We start from the raw sequence: 17432 nt of genomic DNA, 5'->3' as shown, positions 1-17432 counted from the left end.
CGATTACTATGCTGTTGTAAACGAAACGGGAGGTTCGTAGCCTACCTATAAGGGATTGAAACGGTTGCCACCTGAAAACAACAGGTTGGTGAGGCTCTGGTTCGTAGCCTACCTATAAGGGATTGAAACTGATCGCGCTCAATTCCGCCACGCCGGACCGTCCCTGTTCGTAGCCTACCTATAAGGGATTGAAACGCCCTTCTCGAGGTGCGTGACGAGCACGGCGTTATACAGTTCGTAGCCTACCTATAAGGGATTGAAACAAAGCCTTGGCGAAACTCTGTGCATCGATTCTGATCCGTTCGTAGCCTACCTATAAGGGATTGAAACCGCTGCTGCTGGACTACCACATGTGCCTCGTGATCGTTCGTAGCCTACCTATAAGGGATTGAAACGGAGCTCCACTGGATCAGGCAGGTCCAGGGAGCGGACCGTTCGTAGCCTACCTATAAGGGATTGAAACCCCGGCAATTTACCGTGAGAAAAAGGGCGGTTTACCGTTCGTAGCCTACCTATAAGGGATTGAAACGCAGCAGGCGGAGTTGGAAAGCATCTATTTTTCCGAGTTCGTAGCCTACCTATAAGGGATTGAAACAGGCCCCCTGGCGGCTATTCTTCTTCGAGGAACAGCCGTTCGTAGCCTACCTATAAGGGATTGAAACGGGAGAGGTTGCAGTTTGAGGCACTGAATGCGGTCAGTTCGTAGCCTACCTATAAGGGATTGAAACTTGGCTGGTACTATGATGCCAAGTCCGGCAAGTGCGGTTCGTAGCCTACCTATAAGGGATTGAAACGCCTGCACGAAGTAGGTGGGATTATCCTGTGCCCCTGTTCGTAGCCTACCTATAAGGGATTGAAACTCCCCTTCGTGCTTGGTCTGGACTGGCCTGATTAGGGTTCGTAGCCTACCTATAAGGGATTGAAACGGTACTGGCGGGCCTGGTGCTCGCGCCACCGCTCAGGTTCGTAGCCTACCTATAAGGGATTGAAACCTGGATATGCCGGTAATAGATCCCTACATGGTAGTCCCGTTCGTAGCCTACCTATAAGGGATTGAAACCCGCCTCCACGGCCTTCTTGGGTACCTCAACCACAGGTTCGTAGCCTACCTATAAGGGATTGAAACCCTGCCAAGCCGGCACCCAAGCTGCCGCTTCCTCCCGTTCGTAGCCTACCTATAAGGGATTGAAACCAGCATGGTAGCCAATGCCGATTATTTTGTGCTCATAGTTCGTAGCCTACCTATAAGGGATTGAAACGGGAGTGGGGAATTAGATGGCTACTATGGAGTTTACGTTCGTAGCCTACCTATAAGGGATTGAAACTAGAAATAGGGGCACAGGATAATCCCGCCTACTTCGGTTCGTAGCCTACCTATAAGGGATTGAAACTCCGGTGCACCGGATATCGCTTGTGCCAGTACTCCGGTTCGTAGCCTACCTATAAGGGATTGAAACTCTGTCTACCTCCATTCAGTGTGTTGTTGTTGCATTGGTTCGTAGCCTACCTATAAGGGATTGAAACAAATTGGCAAAACACATCTGGACATTATATAGTTACAGTTCGTAGCCTACCTATAAGGGATTGAAACTGTTCGATTACTATGCTGTTGTAAACGAAACGGGAGGTTCGTAGCCTACCTATAAGGGATTGAAACGGTTGCCACCTGAAAACAACAGGTTGGTGAGGCTCTGGTTCGTAGCCTACCTATAAGGGATTGAAACTGATCGCGCTCAATTCCGCCACGCCGGACCGTCCCTGTTCGTAGCCTACCTATAAGGGATTGAAACTTGTCCCGTGAGCCCCCGTCGAACCCACTTCTCGATGCGTTCGTAGCCTACCTATAAGGGATTGAAACCCGTACACATACAGCACGTCGTCAGGAGAGCGCGCAGGTTCGTAGCCTACCTATAAGGGATTGAAACATCGCCTTCTGGATGGCCTCCCGAGCATTCGAGATGCGTTCGTAGCCTACCTATAAGGGATTGAAACCGCTGCTGCTGGACTACCACATGTGCCTCGTGATCGTTCGTAGCCTACCTATAAGGGATTGAAACGGAGCTCCACTGGATCAGGCAGGTCCAGGGAGCGGACCGTTCGTAGCCTACCTATAAGGGATTGAAACCCCGGCAATTTACCGTGAGAAAAAGGGCGGTTTACCGTTCGTAGCCTACCTATAAGGGATTGAAACTCCGGTGCACCGGATATCGCTTGTGCCAGTACTCCGGTTCGTAGCCTACCTATAAGGGATTGAAACTCTGTCTACCTCCATTCAGTGTGTTGTTGTTGCATTGGTTCGTAGCCTACCTATAAGGGATTGAAACAAATTGGCAAAACACATCTGGACATTATATAGTTACAGTTCGTAGCCTACCTATAAGGGATTGAAACTAGTATCGCGGCATCCTGCTGCGATAGCTTTCATTCGGTTCGTAGCCTACCTATAAGGGATTGAAACCCCACTATGAGGAGGTGTGAGATGGACCGTGAGCAGAGTTCGTAGCCTACCTATAAGGGATTGAAACGCCGCGAAAACATTTCGGGCAAGGCGCAGGTCGTACCTGTTCGTAGCCTACCTATAAGGGATTGAAACTTGTTGGGATCGACCGTGATATGGTCAGTAAGGAACAAAGTTCGTAGCCTACCTATAAGGGATTGAAACCTCCTTCCAAAAGGTGTTCAGGAAAGCGCCACTTAGGGTTCGTAGCCTACCTATAAGGGATTGAAACTCAGTGACCGTACCAGCGTTAGCACCGCTGAACGTGGTTCGTAGCCTACCTATAAGGGATTGAAACCCGTAAACGCCCCACTGCCTGCCCACATACTCGACCAGTTCGTAGCCTACCTATAAGGGATTGAAACTTCAAACTTATGTTTCTCTGCGGCAGCACGCTGATAGTTCGTAGCCTACCTATAAGGGATTGAAACGCGCCCAGGCCGGCACCAGCGTCAGTGATGGCGTCTGTTCGTAGCCTACCTATAAGGGATTGAAACCATAACTGCTCATAGGCTTCCTTCAATGCCAGTACGTGTTCGTAGCCTACCTATAAGGGATTGAAACGGAACCGCCCGGACCAGTACCATAGTTCCAGACAGCAGGTTCGTAGCCTACCTATAAGGGATTGAAACCCAATTTCGACACTAATCTAGTCCCACTTCATCTTGCGTTCGTAGCCTACCTATAAGGGATTGAAACTGGATGTTGGGAGTCTGCGCAGAGTACCAGAGCGATGTTCGTAGCCTACCTATAAGGGATTGAAACCAAATTCCACGTCCTGCATGCCTTCTGCCAAATATGCGTTCGTAGCCTACCTATAAGGGATTGAAACCCATTTCTCTACCTCCTTCGTGTTCTGGGTATAGTGGTTCGTAGCCTACCTATAAGGGATTGAAACGCATGCAGCAGCCAAGGCAACATGCCGACACTAACAAGTTCGTAGCCTACCTATAAGGGATTGAAACGGTTAAAATTTGGTTAGAATTTCTCTATCCCTTGCGCGTTCGTAGCCTACCTATAAGGGATTGAAACCACGTACATTCCGGACGTGGGTGACTGGCGCGGGCTGTTCGTAGCCTACCTATAAGGGATTGAAACCCGATGCGGGATTATCTTATTGATGATCCTTTTCTGCGTTCGTAGCCTACCTATAAGGGATTGAAACAAGGCGGAGTCGACGTAGAGCTCGGCGCGCAGCAGCTGGTTCGTAGCCTACCTATAAGGGATTGAAACTACCACTGCCGGCGCACCACCATCGTGCGCCTCGCCGTTCGTAGCCTACCTATAAGGGATTGAAACCGATCCCGATGCTCCGAGGTGGACCCTGTTCTGGCAGGTTCGTAGCCTACCTATAAGGGATTGAAACCGCCGTACAGACGGAAAAAGGCGTCAGATTTGTCCCAGTTCGTAGCCTACCTATAAGGGATTGAAACGGGTCTCAGGTTCGATGACCATAGCGTATCTCCTCGAGTTCGTAGCCTACCTATAAGGGATTGAAACCGCCCGCCCCGCCATCCGTGATCGCGCCGAACGCCGTTCGTAGCCTACCTATAAGGGATTGAAACGTATTCCAGCCAGCTGGCTGGCACGCCATATCGGCGGTTCGTAGCCTACCTATAAGGGATTGAAACTACTCCTCCCGAATATGCTCCCAACACTCAGGGCATAGTTCATAGCCTGCATATAAGGGGTCGAGGCATGTATCCGAGCTATCCCCGCCCTTCGGGGTGTAGGGTGTCAGTTCGTGGCCTACCTGTGGAGGTGTTTGCGGGTGGGCCGGTGTGTCTCCCATGCTTGGAGAAGGTGGTGGCCTGAGATGGAGGGGATAACACCGTGCCTGCCTGCGCACCTGCGGGAGCGTGGCAGCCGCATCTCCCATAACCAGCCATTACGGCCTGGTCGGGACCGAGGGTTGCTGTACTAGTGGGCAAAGACCGCAAGCTGCCAGCGAGAGATGAGGCGCTTGAAGCACGGATTCGCCGCACCGGTGACAAAAAGTCCCGCTGCAAAGAGCGTCGTCGCCACCTATTTCAGGTAGAAGCTCGCGGTGGCCCAGGGCCCCATCCCGTAGCGGTCCTTGGCCCTGACCCTCCAGTAGTAGCGCATGCCCCTCGTCAGCGGCCGGGAAGAGGGCGTCGTCCAGTTAGTGGAGGTGATCTCCCTCGAGAGCAGTACCGTTCCGAAGCCTGAGGATCTCGACACCTGCACCTCGTAGGTCGTGGCCGAAGGCGAGTCTCCCCAGCGCAGGGTGGGCGTGGGGTCGGTGATGGTGGTGGCCGATGGCCAGAGACTCGTGGGCCTGCCCGGTAGTTGCGCAAGGGGGGCATACAGCGTCCATCGCCTCACCTCGGTGGCGGTGCCAGCAGCACTGCGGATGGTGATGTGCCTGAGTGTCCCTTCGGCGCTGCTGCCGCCCGACAGGGAGGCTCCCAGGTAGATGTACTCCCCTACCCCCGAGAGCTGACCTGTGCCATTGCCCCCGGAGAGTCCCCCGCGGACGCCATCCAGGTAGATCGCCATCGCGCCGTTGCTCCAGGTGGCTGCGATCTCGCTATAGCCTGGCCAATAGCGCTTGCCTGGCATGTTGGCATCACCGACGTTCATCCCCACCCACTTGGTGCGACCGTAGCGATCAGTGATCACCAGACGCAGTACGTTGGTCGAAGTCTTCTCGATACGCAGCCGGTTGCGGGTCGATGAGCCCCCGGTATCGAGCAGGACGTGGGCACGACCGTCGTTGCCGGGCCATTGGTGGCCGATCGCCAGGGTTATGGTGCCGGCGGAGAGGTTTATATGCCCACTGCTGCGCACCCGCAGGTACTTCCCTGGTTCCACCATAAGCTCAGAAGAGTAGGGCAGGTCGTGGGTGACGAAGCGACTGGCCTTCAGCTGCTGACCTATCAACCTGGCCATCTCCCTGTTTGCGGGCACGTCCTCCAGGTCCACGTGCGACTGCTCCCGCCCGGATGTGAAGTGCCAGGCGTACCAGATGAGCCCGTCCACCCCGCGAAGCCCTGCCTCCGGGCCTGCCCTCAGCCAGTCGTTCACCTGCCGATACAGCTGGTGGGGCTCGGGCCGGTCGTTGGGGTCGATGTTCAGGGCGTGGGCCTGCGCGAAGGCCCAGATCGGCGTCCGCTTGCCCGTCTGGGCGTCCACTCGGTCGACCACTCGGCGGGCGTGCACATACTGCCTGCTGATGGTGTCGTAGCCATAGGAGTCCGGCAGGACGGGGTATACATCCAGCGCGACGATGTCCGCCACGTTCGGGCCATAGGGGTTGAGGGGCTGGCCCAGCGCACCATCGCTTATCCCATCGTGGTTGCTGTCGGCCACGTTGAACCTCTGGTTGAAGACCGCCATCACGGGGATATTGGGGAACACCGATTTATGTAACCTGTAGGCCGCCTGCAGCTCCGTCAGGGGCACTCGATCCCCCATCGGCTCAAGGTAGGTGATGAAGGCGTACACCTGCGCTCGCAGCTCGGGGTGCTCCCTGAAGACCTGCTGGAAGCGCGCCAGCGACTCCCGTGTGCGGGTGGTGTCCATCTCGCCAGTGGTGTCTACCGCCAGCGAGCGCACGATGAGCTTCAGGCCATATTTACGGGCATAAGTCAGGTTGCGGGTGATCTTGTCCACACCCACCTTGCCGGTGCTCAGCGATACCCCTACGTTATACACCCCCTCGCTGGCGATGTCGGCCATGAGCGCCGCGGGGTCGACGTCCCCCGCGTCCGTGTAGTTCATGTCACGGTCGGCATCCGTCTCGTCGATGCCGTACACCCCGTAGGGGAAGCCACCGAGCCTTGGATCGCTCCTGCCCTCAACAGAGGTGAGGACCCTGCGCCCGAACGCTACCGCCCACTTGCTGGTGAGCTCCACATCACCCAGGAGGTAGCCCAAGCCCCGGGAATCAACATAGTGCTTGCTGCCGCCATCCACTACAAGGAGCACCTCTCCGGACGCCGCGGACGCTCTCCCACTCCACATGGGCAAGCACAGCAGCGCAAGCAGCAACACCAATACAGACCTGCGGATGTTCAGAAAACTACCTCCGGAAGATATAGCCAGTCAGGTACTATCTTAAGGGAAGCGCACAGGAGCGACCATAGCCAATAGGTACTACCAGGAGCCTGCAACGGTACCATAGACCTTATGTCGAGTTGCTCCCAGGATGTTGAGGCGGGAATGTTTCCCGCCTCTAAGATTACTTTCCAACCATCCCACCACCACCCGCATTGGGCATGCGGGGAAGACTCTCCTGATCAGCGCCTTTGTAGATTATAATCACGGTTCTAATATCAGGCGGCTCATCTCTCAGTACGTGCCTGTAAGCTTCTACCCATCCATCTGCGTAAGAATCAATATTCCTTGCAGTAGCATCCACAATGGACAGACGCTTATTCAAAAGATCGTAGTGCATATGATACCCACTATACCTTGTGCTACAGTACTGCTCCCAAGTAGCAACCCTACGACCTATAGATGGCCACATAGCTTGACGCTTATAGTCAAAGGCTTTAGGGTTGTCAGCGCAATGTAAATCTATCACTTGCTTCTTACCGGTGTACAAATCCATAATTACTACCCTGCCGTAGTACAGAAAACCACTAGATCTAATCCAAATCACATATCTTCCAGAAATATCAGGCATCCATTCATAACCAGTAATCGTGAGCAATCTGCCCCTGCCAGTTCTAAGATCATAGTAATATATCTCACCTGAGGTGTTTTTATGATTAGCATGAGGAGCCATAATCAGGGACCATACAGCCCGATTATCATCTATAGCAACACCATGGGCATATCGAGGCCAAGTGTAGCTTCTAATAAGTTGGTCCTTGCCACTTGCCAGGTCCACTATATGGATCTCACTACTGGGGGCATTTGGGTCGCCTTTGACTATCCTATATATCGCTTTGCCCTGAGATATGTCGTACAACGGGGACACGATTTGAGGGTATCCAGGGACGTGGCTAGCTGCAAGGAGGCGTTTGCTTCCCGTTAGGAGATCAACTACAAATATCCGTGGTTTTTTCGGATTGCCTTCACCCGATTGGTGGGGATTCAGTAACTCTTCTCTATATATGACCCATCTACCATCTGACTTAGGAGTGGATATAACATCATACTTTTGCTCACGCCTCGCAATCACGTATTCTCTCTGAGTGCGAAGATCGTATAGCTTAACAGTTCCATCCTCGTTGCTCGGATAAAGAATAAAAGGTCCAAATATCGAGAAATGCGAATTGTTAACACTGGACCATAGAACTACGTGGTCGCAAGTAGTTCTTCTCACTTCTACTATATGCTTGACTACCGAAGGAAACTTTGAGGAAGGTCGTACACCTGGGAGCTTAGAGATATACAGGTGATCGCCCCTGACATGGGGCGCTCTTAGCTATGCTTGTGCTGGGTGCCAGCGCCCCAGCCCCCAGCACAAGCACCATCAGTATCACGATTAACCTGTTCATAATGTCACCTACCATATGAGGTCATAATTATTCGATGAGCAGCTACCAACCCCATTCTTGTAACGTATCAGGTAGGCAAATCCCCGGAGGTAATAGCTGAACTGCTTTGTGTTGTCTGGTAACATGTGAAACGTATCCCTGTAGTATAGAGAAGCTGAGACATCGGTGCCGTCAAATGTCCCATCATAGCCGTTGATGGTGATGTAATGGCCAGTAGAATAATAGCCTTTCCAGGAAGGTAGTTGGTAAGAATCCTCCTCCCCATTGCCATCGGGGTCCAGCAGCACCATGACGGGCAGATTGTGGCCCGCGATATCGTACTTCACCCGCGGCCCAGGTCTCGCGCGGTGGCGTTGATGGTATCATCATCCAGGTGATAGGCAACATAGTAATTAGCATAAGGTAGATTGGGCAAGTGGTCGTTGAGCACGTCACGTATGGGTACCAGACATGTGCCCGAACTGCTGCCACATGCACCGGTGCCCTCCCAATCAGCAATGGTGTATTGGCTTACGTTCACACCCTTGTATCGCAGGATCTCCTGTGTAGCAGCTGGGCCACAGTAGTTACTACAGACTTGCCTGATGCCAGGCACACCACTAAGGATCTTGCTCGAGGGGTAGCCTCCACCGCCGCCTCCTCCCACTGCCTGCAGGTCAACCTCTTTCCTACTAGCTACCTGCTGCTGGATTGATTCTCTAGGGTCAGGGATGCTTATCTTGCCCCCGTCGCCCGAGAAATCTTCACCCGCTGCACGTGCGCCGAACACGAAGCCTGCTCCCAGCCACAGACTGAGGACCAAAAGGGTCGCAAAGAAACCTTTCAGAAGGGGGGTAGAACCTACTCATCATTTTATCCTCCTTGTTAGATATCTTGGTTTTAGAGTAAATATAGCTCGAGTATATGCTCGCCAGGAACGCTTGTCAATACCTATTTATCTTAAGTAACAAAGCCATTTATTGATCTTTGACCTATTACTATGACAATAGTTGTCCAGACAAAGTGTCTCCCCCCCCCCTGCTATCCCAAGGCATTACGTGTGTCTTGAAGCTCACTTGCATGTGCACGAGCACTAACTCCCGGCCGTCCGCTTTGCAGGTCACGAGATCGCACACATGCATCCCGCCAAACCGATCCCACCATCTCAATCTGGGAACTATACGAGCTTCGGACGCATTAAAGAGCTGGAAGGCGCTTTCTGGCCGAGGCGATGTTGTGCTGGGTGGTGGCATATGAGGATCTGGCGATGGTTGCTTGTGGCTTGCGTGGTGGTGGTTGGCGCGGTGGCGTCCCTCTGGCTGCTGTGGCCAGGCCAGGAGAAGGTGCTGGCGTGGGTTAATCCCTCGGCGGGGAGGTACCTCGAGGGCGCCCCGCTGGAGGTGAGGGCGCCACAGGGCACGTACGAGGTGCGCTTCGAGGTGGACGGGCGCACGGTCGGCGTGTCGGACCAGAGGGATCCAGAGGGCAGGTTCATCCTGTGCTGGCACCCGGAGGGGGCCTTGGGCGGGGAGCATCGCTTCGCGGCGGTGGCGATACGCGCCGACGGTTGGGAGATAGGCTATGACGCCGCAAGGGCTGAGGTCGTCCCACGCCCCGGAGGCCACATCCCCCGCTTCAGCCACGTGTACCTGATAGTCTTCGAGAACAGGAACCTCCACGATATCATCGGGAACCCCAAGCTGCCGTACCTCAACTCGCTGGCGGCCCACTACGGCCTCGCGGTGAACTACTACGCCGTGGCCCACCCCTCGGAGCCCAACTACCTGGCGCTGTGGTCGGGCTCCACCCAGGGGGTGCATAACGACCTCGACTACACGTTCCAGGCTCCCCACCTGGGGGATGAGCTGGAGGCCTCTGGCAGGACGTGGCGCGTGTTCGCCGAGAACGTGCGAGTGCGCGACCCCAGGACGGGCGCTCCCGTCTGCGGCAGGGCGCCCTTCTATCACGATCCGGATGATGAGCCGGGGCTGTACGTGCGCTCGCATGAGCCTGCCATCTCGTTTGCGGACGTCTCCGGAGATAGGTCCAGCTGCCTCCAGCACATCACGGACTTCCGAAGCTTTGACCCCTCGGCAGCGAGCTTCGAGCTCATCGTGCCCAACATGTGCAACGACATGCACAGCTGCTCCGAGATGCACGGCGATGCCTGGCTGCGAGGGTGGTTGCCCTCCCACATCCTCAATACACCCACTTGGCAGAGGACGAACTCCGTGATCTTCATCACCTGGGACGAGGGTACGACGCCCGCGCACGGGGGCGGACAGGTCCCATTGATCGTGATCTCCCACCGCACACCCGCTGGGTACGAGTCGTGCAGGCTCTACGACCACTACGCGTTGCTCAGGACGATAGAGCAGTCCTGGCGACTGCCCTGCCTTGGGGAGTCCTGCAGGGCCCGGGGACTTGCGGAGTTCTTCCGGTAGGGGGTTCCCGGGCGCCGATCTCACCTGCCGGCACGCGGCCGCAGCTACCGCCCAGGATGCCGGCCACCGCGCCGGGGAGTTGCCCCCGCCTCAGGATCCAAGCCAGTCTTGCAGGCGGGCGCGCAGCTGGCCCGATAGCTGCGACTCCCTGACCTTGCCGCGCTCCAGGAGGCTGAGGTAGCCCTGGGAGATGCCGAGCTCCTCGGCAGCCTGCATCTGCGACAGGCCCTTGGCCTTCCTGGCGCGCTTGATGCGCTCTCCCAGGGAGTCCGGCAGCGGCTCCTGCTCGATCACGCGCCTGCGCTCCAGGGGCTGATAGGTATCCTTGACCGGGTCAGGGGGCTCGATGAGGACGGTCGCCTGCAGCCAGTCGAGGATCCAGCCCTTTCTGCCCGCAAGCTGCTCGTCCCAGCGGTCGTACTGCCAGGCGGCGATGACGCCATCCCGCTGGAGGGTGTCCAGGCACTTCTCCAGGCGATCCCGGGTCCTGGCGGGGTTGCGCGTGTCCACCCGCTCGCCCACGGCCTCGATGAGCGTCTCCACCCTGTAGGGCCTGAGGTAGTCGGCGTTGCGGGCCTTCACCCTCCACTGCCAGGAGAGGTAGCGCGCCAGCCTCTTCTCCCAGCGCTGCCTGTAGGGATCGTACTTCAGCGCCTTGGCCGACAGCAGCGCCGTCTGCTGGCCGGGACCCATCAGGAAGTGGGCGAACACCTTCCCCGGGCGGAAGATGAACTTGCGCACTTGCATGTAGCCGTCCAGACGCACCTGCCCCATCCTGTCGGTGATGACGAAGGGCCGACTCTGGACCGTCTGCTTGATGGTGCGGCTGCGACCTCCCCTGGCGCCCTCCTCGTACACCTCGATCTCTGCCATGTCCAGCCAGAGGTTCTGGATGTGAGAAAGTGCCTTGAGCATCTCGGCGCGCTGCTCGGGCTCGTAGCCCCCGCGCCGGCCCTGCCCGCCCCGCTTGGGCTTGATGCCCCGCATCGCCAGCAAGCCGTCGATATCGGCCACAGCATCGTCCTGCGGGGACCGCGCCTGATATAGCCAGAGCGCCGAGAGCGCGTCCAGCACGTCGGCGTCGAGGTCCGACAGCTCTTCGCGCTGCCTCCACATAGCCTTCGTCCAGGCCTCCTCTTCCTCGGGCGGCAGCAGCGGCTGCTGGTCGATCACCGTGGGCCGGAGCTGCGCAAGGCCACGAGCGTTGCCCTTCTCCAGTGCGGCCGTTGGCCAGGGCGTGCCTTCGGCACGGCGGAAGGTGTTCTTGTAGAGCGCCTCGCGCAGCGCGTGGTAGTGCGCCGCGCTCAGGACGGTAAGGTGGCCGTCCTTGAGCATCGGCGCGAGCGCCTCCCTCAGCTCCCTGCCCGAAGCCTCGATGCGCACTACCCTCTCCGAATCGTCTCGCACGGGATCCTCGCTCATGCTCGCTCCTTATTAACCTTATTAAAAGGTAAGCCGGGCAGCGCCAAGTAGCAAGCGTCGCCCCAAACCAGGACTCCGGCCGCCATGAGCCCACAAGCAAGCATGCATGCAAGCATGCTAGATATCACCCCGGCGCAGCTGCTGCTTGCGCAGCGCGTACCGCGCCAGGAGGCTATCCGGCCCCTCGCGCTCGTACTCCAGCAGCAGCGCGCGCAGCGCCAGGCGCACCACCTCCTGCTTTGAGACCTTGATCCCGAACTCCTTCCCGAGCGCATAGGTCGCGTCCGTCAGAAGGCGCATGTCGGTGTCGGTGAACCTGAAGGCGTTCGTGATGGTCGCCGCCTCCGAGAGGTCCTTCCACAGGGCGTGCAGCACATCCGCGTGGTCGGTACGAGGCAGCTTGCTCCCATGCACGCTTGAGGGCAAGCCGTCCTCCGCATCCTCACCGCCCCGTGAGCCACCGAGGCGGTCTCCAGACTCCACCCCCCTCTCGCTCCAAGGCTCCCCCTGGCCAGCGGCAGGATGATGCCCCTCATCACGGACAGGGGCGGGCGAGGTAGCGGCGACAATCCCCTGGGACGCATCGGACGGAGGCTGGGAGCCCACCGCTCCATCGCGCGACCCAGCATCCTGCTTGCTTGCAAGCATGCTTGCATACTCGCCTGCTTGCGCGCTTGCTTGGTCGCCAGCATGCATGCCAGCATCCCTGCTAGCTTGTAGGCTTTCGCCCGCGCCCGGCACAGCGCCCCGAGTGGCAGCATCGGAGCGAGCAGCCGGCTCAAGCTTGCTTGCATACTCGGGAGCATACCCGCTTGCATGCTCCCCTTCACGCTCGCTAGCAGGCTTATCTGCTTGCTTGCTAGCATGCTTGCTTGCGAGCTCACGAGCAAGCCCGCTTGCCTGCTTGCTATCAGGTAGAGCTGTGCTTTCATCTCGAGCATCGGTGGCGCTTTCATCTCCCTGGGAAGGTTGGCGGGCCTCCAGAACCGGCGCCCTGCCGCCTCCCTCCAGCGCTTCCGTCCCCTCAGTCGTCTCCGTAAGCTGGTCTGCCTGATCGCTTGGCTGCTTCTGTGCTTGCTTGTGAGTTTGCGCGCTTGCTTCCTTGGCTGCTTGCATGCTAGCATGCTTGCTTGCTGGTTCGGTTGGCTCGGTCCCGTCCTCGGGCCTGGGCCTTATCTCGGATGGGTTCAGGTGCTCGAAGAAGATGTCTGAGCCCTTGCCCCTGATGGATACTCGCTGGTTTCTAGGCATCGGCTATCTCCTTTGCTAGCTTCATATATGATTGCGCGGCGTCGTGTGAGGGGTCGTAGTCCACCACCGAGAGCCCGGCTGCGGGCGACTCCTTTAGGCGGACGCTGTCCTTGATCGTGATGTCGAACACCTGCCCAGGGAAGTTGTCCTGGAGCTCGGCCAGCACCTCCCGCGCGTGCAGCGTGCGCGCGTCGTACATCGTGGGCAGGATCCCCGTGATCCTCAGCCCCGGGTTGAGCCTCTCCTGGACCCTCGACAGGGTGCGCAGCAGCAGCGCCAGCCCCCTGGTGGCCAGGTACTCGCACTGCAGGGGGATCAGCACCTCGTCGGCAGCGGCGAGCGCGTTGATCGTGAGCAGCCCCAGGCTAGGGGGGCAGTCTATGAGGATGTACCCATAGCGCTCGCGCAGGGGAGTAAGGATATCCCTGAGGATGAGCTCGCGGAGGGTCATGTTCACCAGCTCGATCTCGGCCGCCGAGAGGTCTATGTTGGCCGGCAGCAGGTCCACCCCCGAGCGGGTGTGCTGCAGCACGCTGTCGGGGTCGAGCTTGGGGTCCAGCAGCAGGTCGTAGATGCTGGCCTCCAGCTGCGCCACGGGCACCCCCGTGCTCGCGGTGAGCGCCGCCTGCGGGTCCATATCCACCAGCAGCACCCGGTGGCCCAGCCGAGCGAGGGCTACCCCCAGGTTGAAGGTCGTGGTGGTCTTGCCGACCCCTCCCTTCTGGTTGGCCACGGCGATCACCCTGGCCAGAGCCTGCGGGGGAGGGGCTGCCTTGCCTGCGGTCATGGTCACTGTCATGCAAGCCTCCTGTGTTGCCTGTGTATAAGGGCGTCAGATGTAAGTCTGCTTACAGGCAACACAGAATGCAAGCATGCAAGCATGCTTGTAAAACAGCTTTAACCCCCAGTGGCGCTCTGCCTAGGAGAGGATCGTCCTGAGGGACTCCGCGAAGGAGCTCAGGCCGTTGAGGATGTACTGGATGGCGATGGCGGCCAGCAGCATGCCCAGCACTCGGGAGAGCACGAGCGTGCCGGTGGTGCCCATGCGCTTCTGTATGGGGAACGCCAGGCTCATCGATACCCAGGTGCAGAACATGACGATCGCCACGGCGGCGGCCACCGCCAGCTGCCTGGAGGCGTGACCCTGGGCGCTGTCCATCAGCAGGATCACCGTGGTGATCGTCCCGGGGCCGGCTATCAGGGGGATCGCCAGGGGGAAGACGCTGATGTCCTCGCGCGTCCTGGCCTCCCGCGCCTCGCGACCGGTCTCCCTGGCGCCCGACTCCCGCCCGAAGAGCATGTCTATCGACACCAGGAACAGCAGGGCACCCCCGGCGATGCTGAAGGCCTCAGGCGTTATCCCCAGGAACTCCAGCAGCGGCTTGCCGAACAGCGCGAACACGGCCACCACGCCGGTGGCTATCAGGGTGGCCCTCGTCACCACCCTGCGCCTGACCGCCGGGCTCAGGTGGGCCGTCAGCCCCACCACGATGGGCGCCATGCCTATCGGGTCAACTATGGTGAACAGCGCTACCAGCGCCTTGAGAAAGAAGTTCATAGCCCTCCAGCTCGGTCGATCTCATCCTACAAAGTATACAGGCTGATCACACCCCCGCGGGAAATTATTAAGAGGTGAAACTTTTTAGCCACTGAAGTGTTATTCTTTATGTAGCACTAGATAGCTTACGAGATCGGAGGGCACCGTTGAGAGTCACCAGCATAGGCCACGCAGGCTTCTTCATAGAGACCAGGCACGGGACCATCCTGACCGACCCGTGGTTCAACCCGGCGTACTTCGCCTCGTGGTTTCCTTTCCCCAGCAACGAGCACATAGATCCTGCTGCCATCGGCAGCCCGGACTACCTATATATCTCGCACATGCACCACGACCACATGGACCCGGAGTTCCTTCGACGGCACGTCTCCAAGGACGCCGTGGTGCTCCTGCCGGACTACCCGCTGGACCTGCTGGAGAGGGAGCTGAGGGCGATGGGCTTTCGGCACTTCGTGCGCACACGGAACTACGAGCCGGTAGAGCTGGATGGCCTGCGGATCATGATAGCCGCCGCCGTGGCGCCCACCGACGGCCCGCTGGGAGACTCGGCCCTCATGGTCGACGACGGCGAGGTGCGCATCCTGGACCAGAACGACTCCCGCCCGCTGGACCTCGAGAGGCTGGCCAGCTTCGGCCCCTACGACCTGCACATGCTGCAGTTCTCGGGCGCCATATGGTACCCTATGGTGTACAAGCTGCCTCAGAAGATGAAGGAGGCGCTGGGACGGAAGAAGCGCATCAACGGCATGGACAGGGCACTGCGGTACATCGAGCTGCTCGGCGCCCGATGGGTGGTGCCGTCCGCGGGGCCACCGTGCTTCCTGGACGATGACCTGTTCGGCCTCAACGACTTCGACCGCGACCCCGCCAACACCTTCCCCGACGCGGCGGTCTTCCTCGACTACATGGCGGAGCACGGGCACGGCAACGGCCTGCTGGTGATCCCCGGCAGCACGGTCGAGATCTCGCCCGCGAGCTGCACCCTGACGCACCCGTTTCCAGAGGACGAGGTGAGGGCGATCTTCGAGGACAAGCGGTTGTACCTGGAGGCGTACAAGGCCCGGCAGCAGCCCAGGATCGACGCCATCAAGTCCTCCTGGAGGAGGGGAGAGGTGGACCTCGTGGCGGCGCTGCGGGAGTGGTTTGAGCCGCTGCTCGAGCAGGCCGACATGACCTGCGTGGGCGTCAACGGCCGCGTGCTGCTCGACTGCGGCGACGAGGGCATCGTGCTGGACTTCCAGCACCGGAAGGTCTACAGGTGGCAGGGAGAGGAGTGGGAGTACCGCATGGCGTTCGATCGGGCCCTGCTGGAAGAGTGCGTGCGCCAGCACTACGAGGACTGGGTCAACGAGCTGTTCCTCTCCTGCAGGTTCGAGGCCGAGCGCAAGGGCCCGTACAACGAGTACGTCTACAACTTCTTCAAATGCCTCAGCCAAGAGAGGTTGCAGTACGCCGAGGGCTGGTACGCTGAGCAGACCCAGGACCAGCAGCTGTGGGAGTGCGAGGGCTACCTCGTGCAGCGTCGTTGTCCCCACCTGAAGGCCGATCTCACCAGGTTCGGCGAGGTCCACGACGGCATCCTCACCTGCAGGCTCCACGGCTGGCAGTTCGACCTGGCGACCGGCCGGTGCCTGACATCCCCCGACAGACACCTCTTCACACAGCCGGTCGAGAGGGAGGAGGTAGCCCAGGGTGGAGTGCAGCGACCAGCTGAACATAAAGCTAGCTGAGTGGGTGATAGCCTCCCTGCGACCCCTCAGGGAGCCCAACGCGATCTCGGCCATCTCCGTGCAAGCCTTCTGGTGCAGGCGCAGGTTCGAGCTCACCGTTCGCAGGCGTGGCCCACGGGACCACACCATCTACACCTGGAGCGTGGTGGAGGTGGACGCTGAGGGCAACCCCCTGGAGCAGGGGCTCATGGCCGATTCCGCCTCACGGACCTTCAACTCGCCGGAAGACGCCTACTGGGACGCCTCGGAGACCGTGCAGGTTGCGATCTCCCAGCCGTGACGAAAACTACACCTTCGGGGAGTACACTTCTCCACCTCATACCCCTATAGTGGTGGCAGGGAACAGAGGGAGGTGGAGCTACGTGTACCGGTGCGAGCTGTGCCGCGATCGCGGCCTCATAGGCGGGGACATCCCCTGCACGTGCGAGCAGGGCAGAAGATACCTCGGGAAAGGCGAGGATCAGCCATCGGCCACCGAGGATGACCCGCAGCCTATCAACCACATGGAAGACCCCAACACCCTACTGGGGAGGGTAGGGGGTTGGAGTAGCTAGGTCGATCTGGGAGGCGAACTTGTTGTCTATCGCCAGGCGTATCTGCCTGGGGGTCATCCCCTGATCAAGCATCTGCATCACGTCACGCGTGACCTCGAGGCACACCCCTCAGGTGGGAGCCATGCTGTCGAACACCACGGTGCCGTCGGGATTGACCGCCTGGATGTAGCAGTCGCGGTTGTTCCTGTGGCCATCCGACTGACCGCAGCCACAGAAGCAGGGCATGTAGCGCATGATCTCCCCGTGCTGTACCTGGAACTCGTACAGCTTGCGGACCTCGGGCCCCGCCGCGAGCACGAAGTCGGGCCACACCACCTTGGAGAGATCGCCGTTGGGCTCGTTCGCCGGCTGGTAGGCGGCAAAGCGGGAGGAGAAATCCTTCTGGCCTCCGCCCCCGCAGGCGGCAAGCCCAAGGCCGACCGCCCCCGCTAGCATCACCTTTATAGCTTGCCTTCTACTTATCCGACCCTCTATCTTCACCTTGCAGCATCACCATTAATTACTCCAGCATGTACCGATTAAGGCTACC

Annotated in this window: 13 protein-coding genes and 1 CRISPR repeat array (1 of these 14 cut by a window edge); of the genes, 4 read left to right on the top strand and 9 right to left on the bottom strand. The window is 58.7% G+C overall.

Going from position 1 to position 17432, the window contains the following annotated elements:
* A CRISPR array of direct repeats spans positions 1 to 4128; the repeat unit is 30 nt; unit sequence GTTCGTAGCCTACCTATAAGGGATTGAAAC (it extends 5647 nt beyond the left edge of the window).
* Positions 4129 to 4522: 394 nt separating this feature from the next.
* The 4 genes from TTER_RS14315 to TTER_RS14300 all read right to left on the bottom strand — a co-directional run bounded on the left by TTER_RS14315 (position 4523) and on the right by TTER_RS14300 (position 8737).
* Positions 4523 to 6517 (bottom strand): hypothetical protein, encoded by a 1995-nt coding sequence (locus TTER_RS14315; protein WP_012876764.1) that lies wholly within the window; start codon positions 6515 to 6517, stop codon positions 4523 to 4525.
* Positions 6518 to 6701: 184 nt separating this feature from the next.
* Positions 6702 to 7793 (bottom strand): TolB family protein, encoded by a 1092-nt coding sequence (locus TTER_RS14310; protein WP_012876763.1) that lies wholly within the window; start codon positions 7791 to 7793, stop codon positions 6702 to 6704.
* A 183-nt stretch (positions 7794 to 7976) separates the two neighbouring features.
* Entirely contained in the window at positions 7977 to 8294 is a 318-nt protein-coding gene (locus TTER_RS14305) for a hypothetical protein (RefSeq protein WP_012876762.1), read from the bottom strand.
* Positions 8291 to 8737 (bottom strand): C39 family peptidase, encoded by a 447-nt coding sequence (locus tag TTER_RS14300; RefSeq protein ID WP_012876761.1) that lies wholly within the window; start codon positions 8735 to 8737, stop codon positions 8291 to 8293. The genes TTER_RS14305 and TTER_RS14300 overlap by 4 nt, the downstream gene beginning before the upstream one ends.
* A 463-nt stretch (positions 8738 to 9200) precedes the next feature.
* Here TTER_RS14300 and TTER_RS14295 point away from each other — a divergent pair, with 463 nt between their 5' ends.
* A complete protein-coding gene (locus TTER_RS14295; protein WP_012876760.1) occupies positions 9201 to 10391 on the top strand; it encodes an alkaline phosphatase family protein in 1191 nt (396 codons plus the stop codon).
* 90 nt (positions 10392 to 10481) lie between these two features.
* On the opposite strand, the gene TTER_RS14290 is transcribed toward TTER_RS14295, so the two are convergent.
* From TTER_RS14290 to TTER_RS14275, 4 genes are all read right to left on the bottom strand, one after another.
* The gene (locus tag TTER_RS14290) at positions 10482 to 11813 is read right to left on the bottom strand and encodes a helix-turn-helix domain-containing protein (RefSeq protein ID WP_012876759.1); all 1332 of its coding nucleotides are present in this window, start codon (positions 11811 to 11813) and stop codon (positions 10482 to 10484) included.
* A gap of 117 nt (positions 11814 to 11930) precedes the next feature.
* The gene (locus TTER_RS14285; RefSeq protein WP_012876758.1) at positions 11931 to 13064 is read right to left on the bottom strand and encodes a hypothetical protein; all 1134 of its coding nucleotides are present in this window, start codon (positions 13062 to 13064) and stop codon (positions 11931 to 11933) included.
* The gene (locus tag TTER_RS14280; protein ID WP_012876757.1) at positions 13057 to 13863 is read right to left on the bottom strand and encodes a ParA family protein; all 807 of its coding nucleotides are present in this window, start codon (positions 13861 to 13863) and stop codon (positions 13057 to 13059) included. Before TTER_RS14280 ends, TTER_RS14285 begins: the two co-directional genes overlap by 8 nt.
* A gap of 120 nt (positions 13864 to 13983) precedes the next feature.
* The gene (locus TTER_RS14275; RefSeq protein WP_012876756.1) at positions 13984 to 14622 is read right to left on the bottom strand and encodes a MarC family protein; all 639 of its coding nucleotides are present in this window, start codon (positions 14620 to 14622) and stop codon (positions 13984 to 13986) included.
* Positions 14623 to 14768: 146 nt separating this feature from the next.
* On the opposite strand from TTER_RS14275, the gene TTER_RS14270 reads away from it, so the two are divergent.
* From TTER_RS14270 to TTER_RS14260, 3 genes are read left to right on the top strand one after another with little or no spacing between them, the layout of a single operon-like run.
* Positions 14769 to 16349 carry a Rieske 2Fe-2S domain-containing protein gene (locus TTER_RS14270; protein ID WP_012876755.1) on the top strand — a complete coding sequence of 527 codons (1581 nt, stop codon included), beginning with the start codon at positions 14769 to 14771 and terminating at the stop codon, positions 16347 to 16349.
* Positions 16312 to 16629: a hypothetical protein gene (locus TTER_RS14265; protein WP_041425359.1), complete on the top strand. Its 318-nt coding sequence runs from the start codon at positions 16312 to 16314 to the stop codon at positions 16627 to 16629. The genes TTER_RS14270 and TTER_RS14265 overlap by 38 nt, the downstream gene beginning before the upstream one ends.
* The gene (locus tag TTER_RS14260) at positions 16610 to 16903 is read left to right on the top strand and encodes a hypothetical protein (RefSeq protein WP_012876753.1); all 294 of its coding nucleotides are present in this window, start codon (positions 16610 to 16612) and stop codon (positions 16901 to 16903) included. Before TTER_RS14265 ends, TTER_RS14260 begins: the two co-directional genes overlap by 20 nt.
* Here the strand turns inward: TTER_RS14260 and TTER_RS14255 are convergent.
* The gene (locus tag TTER_RS14255; RefSeq protein WP_277422789.1) at positions 16871 to 17338 is read right to left on the bottom strand and encodes a PCYCGC motif-containing (lipo)protein; all 468 of its coding nucleotides are present in this window, start codon (positions 17336 to 17338) and stop codon (positions 16871 to 16873) included. The two genes, TTER_RS14260 and TTER_RS14255, sit on opposite strands and share 33 nt — an antisense overlap.
* Positions 17339 to 17432: the final 94 nt, after the last annotated feature.

The organism is Thermobaculum terrenum ATCC BAA-798, from assembly GCF_000025005.1.
Classification (GTDB): Bacteria; Chloroflexota; Chloroflexia; order Thermobaculales; family Thermobaculaceae; genus Thermobaculum; species Thermobaculum terrenum.
Note: the sequence above shows the minus strand (reverse complement) of the source record. Positions and strands in the feature narration are given on the sequence as shown.